The following is a 14,498-nucleotide window of genomic DNA, read 5'->3' on the forward strand; positions in this document are numbered from 1 at the left end:
TCTAGAGTCGATTGGCTGGTCATGCTAGCGGGTGCGGCGATGACCGAGACCTCTGCGACTCCTGACCCCGTCCTCGCCGGCTACCGCGCGAGCATCGACAATATCGATGCGGCGCTGATCCACATTCTGGCCGAGCGCTTCCGTATCACCCAGGCGGTGGGAGCCTACAAGGCCGAGAGGAGCCTGCCCGCGTCCGACCCGGGCCGCGAGGAACGCCAGATCGCGCGGCTGCGTGCGCTGGCGGTCGACGCGCAGCTCGATCCCGAGTTCTCGGAGAAGTTCCTGCGCTTCATCATCCAGGAAGTCATCCGCCACCACGAGCAAGCCCAGGCTAAGGCCTGAGCCCGACAAACCGCGCGATCCCGCAGAATCGCCGTCCCAGATCGACACATCTGGGACACTTTTGCCGCAATAGAATCATTAGCTAATCCCAATCATTGTTGGCACATTGTGAACAGCTGATTTGGACCGGCCGCACGGGATCGTACCGCCCGCGCCGAGGTCGATTTCCGGCGGGGCATTGATAAAACAAGGGACATAACCTGATGACGAAAAAGCTTCTCGGCGCGGCCGCCGCGCTGACCTTTGCGGCGTTCGTGTCATCGCCGGCTTACGCGGCCAATATCGACCTGCTGGGTGGCACGGTCAGCGGCAGCAGCTACGGCAACTCGATCACCTACAACACAGTCATCGGCGGGCAGAATGTCAGCCTCAAGGTCACGGCCTGGAGCATGACCACCGGTGCGTCGCCGAAGGTGACAGCGGCCCAGGTCGTGAAATACGATGGCGGCCTCGGCATCACCAACAGCAACGGCAACAACGACGTCGGTAGCCCGCAGCATTCCATCGACAATGATGGCTGGGTCGACTTCCTGGTGTTCCAGTTCAGCACCCCGGTCGACATCACCGGCTACCATATCGGCTGGGAAGACGTCGATACCGATGCGACCGTCCGCTATGGCCAGGTCAACGGTGCGTTCCCCAGCCTCGTCAACATGTCGCAGACCAACTTCAACAACCTGCTCCCGAATTCGGTTCAGGTCCCGGGTGGCGACTCGATCGGCAACCGCACGATCGCTAACGGAACCAGCGAATACAACATCTGGACCATCGGCGCGTCGACCATTCTCGACATGACCACCTGCGGCAAGTACGACCGGGGCTGCACGCCGAAGCCCACCTATGATTACTTCAAGATCGACAGCATCAACGTGACCAACGCGGTTCCTGAACCCGGCACCTGGATGATGATGATCATGGGCATCGGCTTCGCCGGCGTTGCGATGCGCCGCCGCCAGAAGGCGACCGTCCGGTTCAACATGGTTGCTGCCTGATTTCTCGGGCCTGGTGATCCAGGCCTGACAATCCGGAATACAAACTGCCGTGGACGCTAAGCCGTCCGCGGCAGTTTCAGTTTTACCAGCAGCCCGCCCAGGTCCTCGCTCTCGCCGAGTTCGACCGAGCCGCCGTAGATCTCGGCGACGTCACGGACGATGGCGAGGCCCAGGCCGGTGCCGGGCTTGCCCGTATCGAGCCGCGCGCCGCGATCGAAGATGCGGATGCGCTCCTCCTCGGGAATGCCCATCCCGTCGTCCTCGACCCAGATTTCGCAGGTATCTGGCGTAGTCGCCTCGCAGACCGTGACGAAGACGCTGCCGCCGCCGTACTTGGCGGCATTCTCGATCAGGTTGCCAAGAATCTCGTCGAGGTCCTGCCGTTCGATCGCGACATTCGCCGTGCGGCTGCCGTCGAGGTCGAAGCGCGTGTTCTCATAGAGCCGCGTCACCGCGCGCAGCACGGCTTCGGCGCTGGTCCATACATTTGCGCGCGAATGGCCGACCGCGCGGCGGCCGACGGCACGTGCACGGGCCAGGTGGTGATCGACCTGGCGGCGCATCACCGCCGCCTCGCGGATCACCGTGTCCGACAAGTCCGGCGCCCGCGCGGTTGCGGCGTTCATCACCACGGTCAGCGGCGTCTTCAACGCATGGGCGAGATTTCCGGCGTGGGTCCGCGCTTCTTCCGCCTGCCGCTCAACATGGCCGAGCAGCGCGTTAAGCTCCTCGACCAGCGGCTGCACCTCTAGAGGCAGCGGCTCGGTAACGCGGTTCGCGCCGGTGGTGCGCATTTTCTGGATGGCGCGGCGCACGCGGCGCAGCGGATTGAGTCCGTACCAGGTCTGCAATCCCGCCATGCCCAGCAGGCCCAAGCCCAGGATAACGAAGCTGTAGCTCAGAATAGCGCGCACTCGCCGGATCTGCGCGTCGAGCTCGCCGCGGCTGGCAGCGACGGTGAACCACCACTGCGTCTTGCTGCCCGGCAGAATGATCGAGCGCTCCATGACGCGCAGCTTCTCGCCGGCGAACTGGGTGCTGTCGTAGACATGCGGCTTGGCGTCGAAGTGATTGAGCTGCACCTGCAGGCTGCGATCCCACAGCGAGCGCGAGGCGAAGTCGTCGTGGCCCTTGCCGCGAATCTGCCAGTAGAGCCCGCTGTTGGGCTCGAGGAACCGCTGGTCGCCTAGCGCGCGGTTGAAGAACACCTCGCCGTCGGGGCCGATCTCGGTCGAGGCGACCATGCCGGTCAGCATGTAGTCGAGCTGGTCGTCGAAATTGCGCGTGATCAGCGAGGTCATCGCTCGGTCGAGCGCGACGCCGCCCACGAGCAGCAGGAAGGCGATCCACACCGCAGCGATCAGCATCATGCGCGTCGCCAGCGAGCCGGTATGCGGCTTGGGCGTCTTGTTCGCCTTGCCAGCCTCGGAGACCGGCTCGGACGCGGCTGCTTCCGGCGTTTCCGCTTCGATCAGCGGCGGGGCATTGTCCTCCGCCATGCCGGGTTCACCCGCGGCCGGCTTCGGCCGGGTCGTCGAGGCTGTAGCCGAGGCCGCGGATCGTGGTAATTACGTCGGCACCCAGCTTCTTGCGGATGCGGGTAACGAAAACCTCGATCGTGTTCGAATCGCGGTCGAAATCCTGGTCGTAGATGTGTTCGATCAGCTCGGTGCGGCTGACGACCTTGCCTTTGTGATGGAGCAGATAGGACAGCAGCTTGTATTCCTGCGCCGTCAGCTTGACCGGCTCGCCGTTGAGCGTAACGCGACCCGAGCGCGTATCGAGCCGCACGTCGCCGGCGATCAGCTCGGACGAAGTATTGCCCGAAGCGCGCCGGATCAGCGCACGCAAGCGAGCGATAAGCTCCTCGGTCTGGAACGGCTTGGCGAGATAATCGTCGGCGCCGGCATCGAGCCCGGCGACCTTGTCGGACCAGCTATCGCGCGCGGTCAGCACCAGCACCGGGAACTTGCGCCCCTCCTTGCGCCACATGCCGAGCACGGTGAGCCCGTCGATCTCTGGCAGGCCCAGGTCGAGGATCACGGCGTCGTATTCCTCGGTCGAGCCCATGAAGTGCCCGTCCTCGCCGTCGACCGACAGATCGACCGCATAGCCGGTCTGCTCGAGCGTCGACTTGAGCTGCTTGCCCAGAGTGGGCTCATCCTCAACAATCAGGATGCGCATCGCTGGTGTCCCCTAAAAAATCGCACAAGCCATGCGGCGAAAGCGGAAAAGCGTCAAGCAAACGGCCTAACGCGACTGGCTGATGATCGTGCCCGAACGGGCGTCGACATCGACGAAGACCACGCGGCCCTGGCGGATGAATTTGAGCCGATAGACCATCGCCGCGGGATCGTATTCGGGCCCGAGATATTCCATGCCCGGCATCGTCGGCAGCACGCGCTGCTCGATCTCGCGCAGCGGACGGACATTACCCAAACGCATGTCCTTGCGCACCTGCCCCTGCACCGTGCCGGGATCGGCAAGCGCGGGGACGGCGGACGGCACAGCAAGAGCAAGAAGAAAAGCGATTGCGAAACGGCTCATGACACCGATGTGCCTAAGGTCGAAGCATTGAACAAGGCGTGAATGCGCCGTTCTCCGCTTGTCAATGTGACCGGCAAGCGCCAAGTGCGCGGCCTATGGCGATAGCACCAATTCTAAGCTGGGAAGGCCTCGGCCTTATCCAGGGCTCCGGCTGGCTGTTCAAGGACCTCGACATCCACGTCGGCCCGCGCGACCGGCTTGCGCTGATCGGGCGCAACGGCGCGGGCAAGACGACCCTGCTCAAGCTCCTCTCAGGCCAGGTCGAGGGCGACAAGGGCAAGCGCTCTGTTCAGCCCGGCACCCGGATCGTCACGCTTGAGCAGGATCCGTTCTTCACCGGCTTCGACACACTGCTGGATTTCGCACTGTCCGGCCCCGACGCGCCGCCGCGGCACGAGGTGGAGGCCATCGCCGGCCAGCTCGGCATCGATCTCTCGCGCCCGGCCGAGAACGCCAGCGGCGGTGAGCGGCGACGCGCGGCGCTGTGCCGCGCGCTCGCTTCGGAACCCGACCTGCTGCTGCTCGATGAGCCGACCAACCACCTCGATCTCGCCGCGATCGACTGGCTCGAGGACTGGCTTACCCGATACAACGGCGCTTTCGTCGTGATCAGCCACGACCGTACCTTCCTCACCCGCCTGACCCGCGCGACACTCTGGCTCGATCGCGGTTCGATGCGGCGCAAGGAAGTCGGCTTCGGCGGCTACGAGGCTTGGGAAGAGCAGGTCTTCGCCGAAGAGGCACGCAATGCCGACCGGCTCGACGCCAAGCTCAAGATCGAGGCGCACTGGCTCGAACGCGGCGTCACCGCGCGGCGCAAGCGCAACCAGGGCCGCCTCGCCAAGCTCTGGGAAATGCGTGCGCAGCGCGCCGCCATGCTGACGCCCACCGGCGTCGCCAAGATGGAGATCGCCTCCGACGGCTCGAAAACCAAGGCCGTGATCGTCGCGGACAAGGTGACAAAGCGGTTCGGAGATCGCACGATCATCAAGGACTTCTCGCTGCGCATCACCCGCGGCGATCGCATCGGCCTCGTCGGTGCCAACGGTTCGGGCAAGACGACGCTCTTGAAGCTCCTGACCGGCGAATTGGCACCCGACGAGGGCACGGTGACGCTCGCCAAGACGCTCGACGGCGTGGTCATCGACCAGCAGCGCAGCCTGATGGCGCCGGAAAAGCGCGTGCGCGACGTCCTCGCCGAGGGTGGCGACTGGATCGACGTGCGCGGCGTGCGCAAGCACATCCAGGGCTACCTCAAGGACTTCCTGTTCGACCCCGGCCTCGTCGAGGCGCGCGTCGGCACGCTATCGGGCGGCGAGCGCTCCCGGCTGCTGCTGGCGCGCGAGTTTGCGCGCAAATCGAACCTGCTGGTGCTCGACGAGCCGACCAACGACCTCGATCTCGAAACGCTCGACCTGCTGCAGGAAGTGATCTCGGACTACGACGGCACCGTTCTGATCGTCAGCCACGACCGCGACTTCCTCGACCGCACGGTGACAGTGACACTCGGCCTCGACGGCTCGGGCAAGGTGGATGTGGTCGCGGGCGGCTATGCCGACTGGGAAGCCCAGCGCAAGAAGCCGACGGCAGCGAAAGCGGCCAAGGCCGCGACCGATACCGTGGCTACCCCTCCCCCGCCAGCGCCGCGCAAGGGCAAGCTCTCGTACAAGGATCAGCGCGACTACGACCTGCTGCCGAAGCGGATCGAGGAGCTCGAAGCCCAGATCGCCCGCGACGAGGATACGCTGCACGATCCCGCGCTCTACACACGTGATCCAGCGAAGTTCGCCGCGTTGACCGAGACGGTGGCCAAGGCCAAGGCCGAGAAAGAGGCAGCCGAGGAGCGATGGCTGGAGCTGGCGGAGTTGGTCGAGGGGTAAGGATCACCCTATCCGATAGAACCCCGCCACCCGATCGAGCGCCAACTTGAGCACCAGCTTGCCGCTGCGCGCCGGCCAGGCGAGCGAACGTTCGGCATCGGGGAGCGCCTCACCGGCGCAGACCACGCGCCAGAGTACGTCTGCCAGCCCAGGTCCGGCCGCAGCCACCGCGCCGTCGAAGCGCGCTTTCGCGGCGATCTGACGCTCGGTCGGGTTGAGCCCCGCTTCGCCCGCTCCTTTCACCCGCACGGCATCCCATCGCATCGTCACGCTCGGCGCGAGCGCGGCGCGTTCCCAGTCGGCACGAAGCCGTTCACCGGCATCGAACTGGACGTCGGAAAGGTGTCCGCGGGAGTGCAGCCAGGTCAGCGGCGATTCCGCCAGGTTGACCGTCACGCCCCGCCCGCCGCGCCGTGCTGGCCGCAGCGTGGGACCTTCTTGGGTCAATTCGCGTTCTTCCAGGATTCGCTGCATCGGCCATCTCCACTCGTTGCCGCGAATGGCTTGCCAAATTCGTCTAGCTGTAGGAAAGGAGAAAACCGATTTGGTTATTCGGGTCGTTCCATGATCAATCGCATTCGCGATATCCGCAAACAGAAGGGTCTGACCCTGGCCGACGTGGCGGCGCGCTGCACCCCGGCGACCACGGCCCAGACCATCGGCCGGCTTGAAACCGGCACGCGCAATCTGTCGCTCGGCTGGATGAACCGCATCGCCGCCGGGCTCGGCGTCGAGCCCGAACTGCTCCTGCGCAGCGAGGGGACCGACCAGCCGCGGCTGATCGCACGAATTACCGAGGGCGGCGCCGAAGCGCTGGCGAGCCCGCGCGACGCCATTCTGCCGATCGACCTCAGCGGAGGAGATGGCAATGGGGGGCCGCTGGTCGCCATGGCGGTCGAGGCCAGCGCCGGCGAATACCGCGCTGGCGACCAGCTCTGGCTGCGCCAGCATGAACCGGAAGACTTCGCCCGTCTGCTCAACCGTGACGTGCTGGCCCCGCGCACAGGCGGGCGCTTCGCTTTCGGCCGGATGATCGACCGTGACGGAAAGCGCGTCGCGCTGCTGCCGCCCGGCGCTGGGCAGCGCCAGGTCATCATCGACAACCCGCTCTGGCTGGCGGTTGCGGAAATGCTGGTGCGAAAACTCTGATTCCCATGCTGCGCATTCTTTCGATCAGCACGCTGTTTCCCAATCCGCAGCGCCCGAGCTTCGGCAAGTTCGTGGCGAACCAGATGCGCACGGTGACGGCGACGGACGATGTCGATCTGACGATGGTCAGCCCGATCGGCCTGCCACCCTGGCCGCTGTCGCGCAGCGAGCGCTATCGTAAGCTGGGCGAGATGCCCGAGCGGAGCGACACTGCCGGCATACCCGCGCTCCATCCGCGCTTTACCCTGATCCCAAAGGTGGGCGGCGACAGCAATCCCGGGCGGATCGCCAAGGCGCTGCTGCCACTGGCGAAGAGGCTTCACGCGGCCAAACCGTTCGACGTGGTCGACGCGCAGTTCTTCTTTCCCGACGGGCCCGCCGCGGCAATCATCGCCGACGAACTCGGCCTGCCGCTGATGATCAAGGCGCGCGGCTCGGACATCCATTTCTGGGGGCAGCGCCCCCGCGCGGTCGAGCAGATGCTACGCGCGGCAGAGCAAGCCGCCGGCCTGCTGGCCGTTAGCTACGCGCTGCGCGGCGACATGATCGCACTCGGCATGCCCGAAGCGAAGATCGCGGTGCACTACACCGGGCTCGACCGCGAACGCTTCCACCCGATGGAACGCAAGGCGGCGCGGGCGCTGGTTTCGGCGATACCGGAACTCGACATCTGGGCGGAAGGGCCGCTGATCGTCACGCCGGGATCACTGATCGCGATCAAGGGTCAGCGGCTTGCCATCGAGGCGCTCGCGCAATTGCCCGATGCCCATCTCGCGCTCGCCGGCGCCGGCGAGGATGAGACGGCACTCCGCCAGGTCGCCGGGGCGCACGGCGTAGCCGATCGCGTCCAGTTTCTCGGTCAGGTCGGCCACGAACTTTTGCCGCAGCTCTTCTCCGCCGCCGATGCGGTGGTGCTGCCTTCGGAACGGGAGGGTCTGGCCAACGTCTGGGTCGAAGCCCTGGCCTGCGGCGCCCCGTTGGTCATCCCCGACATCGGCGGTGCGCGCGAGGTAGTCGCCGCGCCCTCGGCCGGCCGCATCGCCGCGCGCGATGCATCGGCGATCGCCTCGGCCGTTCGCGAGATCCTTGCCGATCCGCCCAGCCAGGAAGCGGTGGCGGCCAATGCCGAGCGCTTCAGCTGGGAAGCCAACGCCGCGGAACTGATCGCCTTCTGGCGCAACCTGGCCAGGCGCTAGCGCGGCGAGACGTACTCCGGCGTCAGCTGCTTGTCCTTCCAGTAGCCGGTCTCGCTGATCGCCGGGCCGTTGGCGAACTGGATGTCGCCGGGTGCCCCGGCGCGGAAGTTGATGAAGCTGAGGCCCTTCGGCCCGGTAGTGAAGCTGTAAAGCGTGTCCGCCGCGATCGCGACCGCGGTGCCCGGCCCATAGAGCTTGTTGCCCAGTCTGATCTCGCCATCGATGACGAAGATGATCTCGTCCTCCGAATGCGAATGGACGCCGCGCTTCTCTTCCTCGGGCGTCATCGGCGTGGCGCGGCCGGGGAAATGGTTTTCGTGGAGCCAGACCTCGCAGGTGGGGCAGCCCAGAATCGGCGTGCATGCCGCCGCCCACGGACGAACCGCTGCCCAGGTCGGCCAGGCGCGGCACGCGCTCAGTCGGCAGCAAATGGACATGCCCGCCCGCGCGGCCGTCTTCCGGCTGGTGCGCCGCATGAAAGGTCAGCAGTTCGGTGGGCTCGCTGCCGCCGATCACTTCGAGTGTCTCACCGTGCTCGACGATCAGGCTCGATCCCTTGGCCATTGCCCAGCCGCCGGTCTCGACCGCGCCGTGCCAGACATAGGCGACGCAATCGGTCGGCATCGGCCCGATCTGCAAGACCTCGCCCGGCGCGATGCGGTGCAGGTGAAGGTGGAGCGGGCTCCTCTCGTCATCGTAGTAGGCGAGCGCTTCGGCCAACCCGGCGTAACCCGCGGGCTGGCTGACCTCGTGCGCCTTCTCGCGCGTGACGACGGACACTTTCGGCCCAGTTCGGTTCGGCATAGTCGATCTCCCGGCTGCGCCGAACTATGCCGGCGTCAGCCTCTTTCGCGGGCCAGTCGCTCCTGCCGGTCGATGTCGCTTTCTTGCGGCACGAAGCTGGTAGCGTTGACTTTCAGCCAGATCAGGATGGGGGCGGCCATGTAGATCGAGCTGTAGGTGCCGACGAAGATGCCAAGCGTGATCGCCGCCGTAAAGCCGAAGATGACCTCGGGCCCGAACAGCAGCAGCGCGATCAGCGTGATCAGCATCGACAGCGACGTGACGATGGTACGCGCCAGCGTCTCGTTGACCGAGAGATCGAGCAGCTCGGGCATTGGCATGCGCCGGTATTTCTTCAGATTCTCGCGGATACGATCATAGACCACGATCGTGTCGTTGAGCGAATAACCGATCAAGGTCAGCAGCGCCGCGACGATGTTGAGATCGAATTCGAGTTGGGTCAGCGCGAAAAAGCCGAGAGTCAGCGTCACGTCGTGGATCAGCGAGAGCAGCGCGCCGATACCGAACTGCCATTCGAAGCGGATCCAGATGTAGATCGAGATCGCCCCCATCGCGAGCCCCAGAGCCAGCATGCCGCTGCTGAACAGTTCGCCCGACACCTTGCCGGAGACCGTGTCGTTGCCGTCGAGCCGCGCGTCGGGATGCTTGGCCCTGACTGTCGCGACGATCTTAGCCGACATCTGCTCAGCGATTGACGGGTCCTTCTCCGAGCCTTCGGGCAGGCGCATGCGGACCGAGACCTGGTTCGGCTTGCCGAATTCCTGGATCGTCGGCTCGCCATAGCCGAGCGCGCTGATCTCGTCGCGCAACGGCGCGATGGGCGCGGTGGCGCTGTGCTCGAAAGTGAAGCGGATCATCTGGCCGCCGACGAAGTCGACGCCCAGGTTCAGCCCCTTGGTGAAGACCAGCGCCAGCGACGCCGCCATCAGCAGCAGGCTCACCGTGTAGAACGGCACGCGCCACTTGAGGAAGTGGATGTTGGTGTTGTCGGGGACGAGCTTGAGCAGTTTCATCGGCCTTGCCTCACAACACGATGTCACTGGGCCGCGCCTTGCGCAGCCACATCGCGACCCACATGCGGGTCATGTTTACGGCGGTGAACACCGACGTGGCGATGCCGATCATCAGCACCACCGCGAAGCCGCGGATCGGGCCGGTGCCGAACGCGAACATCAGCACCGCAGCGATCACGTTGGTGATGTTGGCATCGAAGATCGCCCGGCTCGCTTCCTTGTAGCCCATCTCCACCGCCTGGACGACACGACGTCCGCGGTGCCGTTCCTCACGGATACGCTCGTTGATCAGCACGTTGGCGTCGACCGCTGCGCCGATGGTCAGAACGAAGCCGGCGATGCCCGGCAAGGTCAGCGTCGTATTGGCAATGGCCATGATACCCAGGATCATCAGCAGGTTCACGATCAGCGCCGCACACGCATAGGCGCCGAAACGGCCGTATGTGATCAGGATGAACGTCATCAGCGCCGTGGTGCCGATGAGCATCGCGAGCGCGCCCTTCTTGATCGAATCGGCGCCGAGATCGGGTCCGACCGTACGCTGCTCGACCACCTTGAGGTCCACCGGCAGCGCGCCCGAGCGCAGCGCGATGGCCAGCTGGTTGGCCGAATCGACCGTGAAGCTGCCCGAGATCTGAGCGCTGCCGCCCAGGATCGGCTCGTTGATATTCGGGGCCGACAGCACTTTGCCGTCGAGGATGATGGCGAAAGGCTTGTTGACGTTCTCGGTCGTCAGCTTGGCGAACTTGGCACCGCCCTGCTGGTCGAAAGTGATCGAGACGACCGCCTCGTTGGTGCGCTGGTCGTTGGTCTGGACCGCATTGGTCAGCTGATCGCCCTTGATGCCGCCAAGCCGCTTGACCGCGATTGCGCCCTGGCCGCGGCAGGCCTTGGCATCGACGCAAGGCACGATCTCGCTGCCGGGAGGGACGATACCCTGGGCAACGTCGCTGGGTGGCGCGGTCTCGTCGACCAGCTTGAATTCCAGCTTGGCGGTCTGGCCCAGCAGCTTGATCAGCTGCTCGGGATCCTTGAGGCCCGGCACCTGCACGTCGATACGGTTGGAACCGAGCCGGCGGATGTCGGGCTCGCGCGTGCCGAGCGCGTCGATGCGCTTGCGCACGACTTCGATCGCTGTTTCCATCGCGTGGTCGACCGCCTGGTTGATGCCGGCATCGGTCGGCGTCAGGATGAAGCGGTTGCCGTCCACCACCTTGATGTCCCAGTCGCGCTGGCCGGTCAGGCCCGCGCCGGTGGTCAGCGGCAGGATCTGCTCGCGCGCGGCATCGACCTGCGCGGGATTGTCCAGCACGAAGGAAAGATTGCCGTCACGACTGGAGATGTCGCCGATGCGGATGCGCGGCTCGTTGTTGCCGAGACGCCCGCGAACGCTCTCCTCCATGGATTCGAGCCGCTGGCGGCGCACCTGGCTGGCGTCGGCCTCGAGCAGCAGGCGGCTGCCGCCGGCAAGGTCGAGACCGAGGTTGACCATCGGATGCGGCACGCCCGAAGGAAGCTGCACACCGGCAAGCGAAGAGAGGGAAGGCACTGCCGCCAGCACGGCGATCAGCGTCACCAGCCAATAGGTGACCCGCTTCCAACGGGGAAAATCGAGCATATTCTAAGCGCTCTCCCGAACGATCCGTGTTTCGATCAATCGTTGGCCGGCGCCGAGCCGGTCGGCGGGACGATATCGGAAATGGTCGATTTCAGCGCCTTGACCTTGACGTTCGGCGCCAGCTCGATCTCCGCATACTGGTCGTCGACCTTGATCACCTTGCCGAGGAACCCGCCGCCGGTCAGCACCTGGTCGCCGCGCTTGATCGAATTGATCTTCTCGCGCTGATCCTTCTGCTGGCGCATCTGCGGGCGCAGGATGAAGAACCAGAAGATCACCGCCATGCCGACGAAGGGCATGAACGTCACCCAGGCCGGCGGCTCGCCAGCGGCAGGAGCGGCAGCTTGAAGGATATCGAGGATGGAACTGGTCATTGCGGGAAAATCTGCTTTCTTTGCGGCCGATGCGAATGCGACCGTCGGAACACCAACAAGCCGTCAATCCGCACCTCTGGGCCGGAATGGCGGGCGGTTAGCAGCAAAGCGCGAGTGTGGCAACGCGGCGACACGGACGAGGCACGGGACAACACGCGCCAAAACCCGTCTCGTCAAAAGACCTTCGCAGCCCGCTTGCCATCGCCGCAGCCCGTGCCTATAGGGCGCCCCTCGGTCGGGACGTAGCGCAGCCTGGTAGCGCATCACACTGGGGGTGTGGGGGTCGGAGGTTCGAATCCTCTCGTCCCGACCAATATATTCAGATCGCCCCGCCATCCCTGGCAGGGCCAAGTCCTCTCCATCGATGCAAACCCTCAGGGCCGGGAAATCCGGGCCGCGGACACCTTTGCCACGCAGGTTCCCCGCGCCGCACCCAGCCAGAGCGCTTCCGGGGTCTTGAGGCCGATCGTCGCGAGGCCGAAATCGCGGGTTCCGGTTCCATCGAACAGCCGCCGTACCGCGAGCGTCTGCGGATCGATCTCGGCGGCGCGGTAGCTGATCGCGCAGTGCGGATCGTTGGCCTGCACGCAGGCGCCGACCTGCTGGGGCGTCGCGACATGGCCGGTGGCGACGAGCTTGCCGTCGAAGCCGTAGCGGATGTTGTCCGGCAGGAAATCGAGCTTGATCGCGCGCGCCTTGCCGAGGCTCGGCTCGAGCGGCATCAGCGTCACGCTCGCTCCCGGGTGCGAATTGACGAAGGCCCAGCGGTCGTCGCGCGCCATTTCTATGCCGTTGTTGCCCATGAGCTCGCTGCCGGGGACCTTTTTCCAGCCGGCATCGCGGCTCCAGGTGAACAGCGCGCCGTAGATCATCGCCTTCGCCGCCTCGGCCGCCTGCTTGGGATCCATCCTCACGCCTTTTTCGGCGACTTCGGCAATCGGCGTGAGCTTCGTCTCGCCGGCGAAGCTCGCCGACATGACCAGACTGCCGTCCTTTCGCACGGTGACCGCATTGGCCATCGCCGTATCGGGCGACAGGACGCAGCCGATCCACGCGAGATGCGGCGCCTGCCGCGGCGCGGCAGTGACGCGGAACACTTCGATCGATTCCCGGCCGCCGTGGTTGACGACGAAGAGATCCCGGGTGCCGTCGGCATTCGCCTTGAGCGCAAGGCCGTGGGCCGAGAACTTCTCGGCGTCGGCCGGGCCAGGACAGCGGTCGAAAGGCGCCTGTGCCTCCTGCGCCGAGTTCAGGTCCAGCAGGACCTTGCGGCCGCTAGCCGTATCCCGGTTGAATAGGTGGAGTCCGCCTTTCTGGAAAAAGTTGTCGCCGAGACCCGATCCGATGATCCAGCGAGTTCCGGGCAAGGCCACCATGTCTTCCACGTTGACGAAGCCGCAGATGAGGTCATCGGGAAGATCAGCACCGGCCTCGGTCGTCAGGAATACCGCGGCCGCAACCGCGGCGCAAAATCGCCGGAGACGGCTTTTGAACATGATCATCCGGCATTCCCCCCCTGAAGCGGCCCGTTCGAGGCCATCGGCGCGCTCTGGCCCGCTCTTCGGCGAATCGCACGTCGGAAAATTCTGCTCAGTCGTCCTTGCGCGCAATCCGCGTCGGCGGCGCGTTGCGCCAGTCGACTGCGCCGTCTTCCGGCACGGCGCAGGGAATGCCCTCGAACGGCGTGCCGGCGTGCTTCTCGGCCCAGTGGGCGTGGTTGAGTTGGTGCAAGGTGAAGCTGGCGTTCAGCGCGTTGTGGAAGCCCATGCTGTCGACCGACTGATTGACCGATTCCTTGATCATCAGTGCCGCCATCGTCGGCAGCGAGGCGATCCGCCGCGCGAAGCCCAGGGTCTTCTCTGCCAGCTGATCGGCCGGATAGATCTTCGAGACCATGTCGAGCCGATAGGCCTCTTCGGCGTCGATCGCATCGGAGGTCAGCATCAGTTCCTTGGTCTTGCGGGGGCCGAATTCCCAGGGGTGCGCGAAATATTCCATACCGCACATGCCGAGCCGGGTGCCGACGACATCGGAAAACAGCGTGCCTTCAGCCGCGACGATCAGATCGCAGGCCCACATCAGCATCAGGCCGGCCGAGATGACCTGCCCGTGGACCTGCGCCACCGTGATCTTGCGCAGATTGCGCCAGCGCAGCGTGTTCTGGAAGAAGTAGTGCCATTCCTGCAGGTTGAGCTTCTCGGCATGCGCGCGCGATCCCCCATTGGTCCGCGCGCTCTCGAGCTGGCCGGGCCCGGGCGCGAATTCGGCGCGCTGGACGCTCGAGCCGAGATCGTGGCCTGAAGAGAATATCTCTCCCGCCGCGGCAAGGATGACGACCCTGACCGTATCGTCGCGCTCGGCCGCCAGGAAGGCGTCGTTCAATTCCTCCAGCATGCCGCGGTTCTGCGCATTGCGCGCTTCGGGCCGATTGAGCGTGATGCGCACGATCGCGCCTTCGTCGAAACTTTCGGTCAGGATGTAGCGATAGGCCATGGCAGTTCCTCGTCCCTTATAGATGCCTTACGAATGCGGCTGCGCCGCCGCATGGGGCAATGACCGCAAGCGTAACGGCGATGATCCATC

At 65.3% G+C, this 14,498-nt stretch carries 15 protein-coding genes and 1 tRNA gene; 6 read left to right on the top strand and 10 right to left on the bottom strand.

What is annotated here, in order from left to right; translation table 11 throughout:
- The first annotated feature begins 21 nt into the window (after positions 1–21).
- Both KRR38_RS08255 and KRR38_RS35885 read left to right on the top strand, forming a co-directional pair.
- Positions 22–342: a chorismate mutase gene (locus KRR38_RS08255; RefSeq protein WP_375293452.1), complete on the top strand. Its 321-nt coding sequence runs from the start codon at positions 22–24 to the stop codon at positions 340–342.
- Between the two features lie 203 nt (positions 343–545).
- Complete coding sequence (locus KRR38_RS35885; protein WP_254514691.1) at positions 546–1,334, top strand: PEPxxWA-CTERM sorting domain-containing protein; 789 nt, start codon at positions 546–548, stop codon at positions 1,332–1,334.
- Between the two features lie 56 nt (positions 1,335–1,390).
- On the opposite strand, the gene KRR38_RS08265 is transcribed toward KRR38_RS35885, so the two are convergent.
- From KRR38_RS08265 to KRR38_RS08275, 3 genes are all read right to left on the bottom strand, one after another.
- Positions 1,391–2,833, bottom strand: coding sequence for a HAMP domain-containing sensor histidine kinase (locus tag KRR38_RS08265; protein ID WP_217400451.1), 1,443 nt, complete (start codon positions 2,831–2,833; stop codon positions 1,391–1,393).
- Between the two features lie 7 nt (positions 2,834–2,840).
- Positions 2,841–3,518 carry a response regulator transcription factor gene (locus KRR38_RS08270; protein ID WP_217400453.1) on the bottom strand — a complete coding sequence of 226 codons (678 nt, stop codon included), beginning with the start codon at positions 3,516–3,518 and terminating at the stop codon, positions 2,841–2,843.
- Positions 3,519–3,584: 66 nt separating this feature from the next.
- Positions 3,585–3,881, bottom strand: a complete 297-nt coding sequence (locus KRR38_RS08275; protein WP_217400455.1) for a PepSY domain-containing protein — start codon at positions 3,879–3,881, stop codon at positions 3,585–3,587.
- A 95-nt stretch (positions 3,882–3,976) separates the two neighbouring features.
- On the opposite strand from KRR38_RS08275, the gene KRR38_RS08280 reads away from it, so the two are divergent.
- Positions 3,977–5,761, top strand: a complete 1,785-nt coding sequence (locus tag KRR38_RS08280) for an ABC-F family ATP-binding cassette domain-containing protein (RefSeq protein WP_217400457.1) — start codon at positions 3,977–3,979, stop codon at positions 5,759–5,761.
- Between the two features lie 3 nt (positions 5,762–5,764).
- Here the strand turns inward: KRR38_RS08280 and KRR38_RS08285 are convergent, their stop codons facing one another.
- A complete protein-coding gene (locus tag KRR38_RS08285; RefSeq protein ID WP_217400459.1) occupies positions 5,765–6,235 on the bottom strand; it encodes a DUF6456 domain-containing protein in 471 nt (156 codons plus the stop codon).
- A gap of 90 nt (positions 6,236–6,325) precedes the next feature.
- On the opposite strand from KRR38_RS08285, the gene KRR38_RS08290 reads away from it, so the two are divergent.
- Positions 6,326–6,910, top strand: coding sequence for a helix-turn-helix domain-containing protein (locus tag KRR38_RS08290; protein ID WP_217400461.1), 585 nt, complete (start codon positions 6,326–6,328; stop codon positions 6,908–6,910).
- An 8-nt stretch (positions 6,911–6,918) separates the two neighbouring features.
- Positions 6,919–8,106 (top strand): glycosyltransferase, encoded by a 1,188-nt coding sequence (locus KRR38_RS08295; RefSeq protein WP_217407163.1) that lies wholly within the window; start codon positions 6,919–6,921, stop codon positions 8,104–8,106.
- Here KRR38_RS08295 and KRR38_RS08300 read toward each other — a convergent pair.
- From KRR38_RS08300 to yajC, 4 genes are all read right to left on the bottom strand, one after another.
- On the bottom strand, positions 8,103–8,543 hold the full coding sequence (locus tag KRR38_RS08300) for a hypothetical protein (RefSeq protein WP_217400462.1): 441 nt from the start codon (positions 8,541–8,543) through the stop codon (positions 8,103–8,105). The two genes, KRR38_RS08295 and KRR38_RS08300, sit on opposite strands and share 4 nt — an antisense overlap.
- Before the next feature lie 402 nt (positions 8,544–8,945).
- Positions 8,946–9,923 carry a protein translocase subunit SecF gene (gene secF / locus KRR38_RS08305; protein ID WP_217400464.1) on the bottom strand — a complete coding sequence of 326 codons (978 nt, stop codon included), beginning with the start codon at positions 9,921–9,923 and terminating at the stop codon, positions 8,946–8,948.
- A 10-nt stretch (positions 9,924–9,933) separates the two neighbouring features.
- Positions 9,934–11,541, bottom strand: coding sequence for a protein translocase subunit SecD (gene secD, locus KRR38_RS08310; protein WP_217400466.1), 1,608 nt, complete (start codon positions 11,539–11,541; stop codon positions 9,934–9,936).
- Between the two features lie 35 nt (positions 11,542–11,576).
- Positions 11,577–11,915, bottom strand: coding sequence for a preprotein translocase subunit YajC (yajC, locus tag KRR38_RS08315; RefSeq protein ID WP_217400468.1), 339 nt, complete (start codon positions 11,913–11,915; stop codon positions 11,577–11,579).
- Between the two features lie 236 nt (positions 11,916–12,151).
- Here yajC and KRR38_RS08320 point away from each other — a divergent pair.
- Positions 12,152–12,228: transfer RNA gene (locus tag KRR38_RS08320), tRNA-Pro, on the top strand.
- Positions 12,229–12,289: 61 nt separating this feature from the next.
- Here KRR38_RS08320 and KRR38_RS08325 read toward each other — a convergent pair.
- Together KRR38_RS08325 and KRR38_RS08330 are read right to left on the bottom strand one after the other, a co-directional pair.
- A complete protein-coding gene (locus KRR38_RS08325) occupies positions 12,290–13,417 on the bottom strand; it encodes a hypothetical protein (protein WP_217400470.1) in 1,128 nt (375 codons plus the stop codon).
- Between the two features lie 88 nt (positions 13,418–13,505).
- The gene (locus tag KRR38_RS08330; RefSeq protein ID WP_217400472.1) at positions 13,506–14,408 is read right to left on the bottom strand and encodes an enoyl-CoA hydratase; all 903 of its coding nucleotides are present in this window, start codon (positions 14,406–14,408) and stop codon (positions 13,506–13,508) included.
- Positions 14,409–14,498 lie beyond the last annotated feature (90 nt).

Origin of the sequence: Novosphingobium sp. G106, from assembly GCF_019075875.1 — a bacterium.
Classification (GTDB): domain Bacteria; phylum Pseudomonadota; class Alphaproteobacteria; order Sphingomonadales; family Sphingomonadaceae; genus Novosphingobium.